This is a genomic window from Paenisporosarcina sp. P4_D4 (assembly GCF_056401835.1).
Genome location: NZ_JBFUIO010000344.1, coordinates 1 through 948, shown reverse-complemented (window position 1 = coordinate 948; position 948 = coordinate 1). Strand labels below are relative to the sequence as shown.

Here is a 948-nt window from a genome sequence, read left to right as displayed (position 1 = left end):
GGACTTGGAAACTTATATGAAGGTTTACTTGAGAAGAATGCAAGTGAAACAAAATCTGGAGCGGGACAATACTTTACACCTCGGGTACTAATAGATGTCATGGTGCAATTAATTGATCCGAAAATTGGTGAGCGTTGCGTTGATCCAGCGGCAGGAACATTTGGCTTTATGATATCAGCAGATCAGTACCTAAAAAGTCAAACTGATAACTATTTTGACTTAGATCCACAAGAAGCAGAGTTTCAAAAGAAAGAGGCTTTCACTGGGATGGAACTTGTTCAAGGAACACATCGACTTGCGTTGATGAATGCGTTGCTTCATAACTTGGAAGGACGCATTGAACATGGGGACTCATTATCTAGCAACGGAAAATGGATGAAGAACTATGATGTCATTTTAACAAATCCCCCTTTTGGTACAAAAAAGGGTGGAGAAAGAGTTTCCCGTGATGATTTAACACATGATACCTCAAACAAGCAATTAAATTTCTTACAATTAATATATAACGCATTAAAGGATGATGGAAAAGCTCGTGCAGCGGTGGTTTTACCAGATAACGTTTTGTTTGAGAGTGGCGTTGGTGCGCAAATTCGTCGTGACTTGATGAACAAATGTAATTTACATACCATTTTACGCTTACCAACAGGAATTTTTTATGCTAAAGGTGTAAAAACAAATGTCTTATTCTTTAATAGAGGAATTACTGACCAAGATAATACAAAAGATGTCTGGGTGTATGACCTACGCACAAATATGTCTTCGTTCGGAAAGCGTAATCAATTAACTATGGCTCATTTTGAAAATTTCATGAAAGCTTATGTATCTGAAGACCGCTCTAAAGTGGAAGATGAACGCTGGAACAAGTTTACAAGAGAAGTAATTGAGAATAAGAATGATAGTTTAGATATCGGATTAATTGCAGATGAATCTTTATCTTCTCTCGAAAAT

The 948-nt window shown here is 36.9% G+C and carries 1 protein-coding gene; it reads left to right on the top strand.

Features of this window, described 5'->3' with window-relative positions; genetic code table 11:
- Positions 1-948, top strand: a 948-nt coding sequence (locus tag AC1DSL_RS18710) for an HsdM family class I SAM-dependent methyltransferase (RefSeq protein ID WP_477533397.1), incomplete at both ends; no start/stop codon positions are given.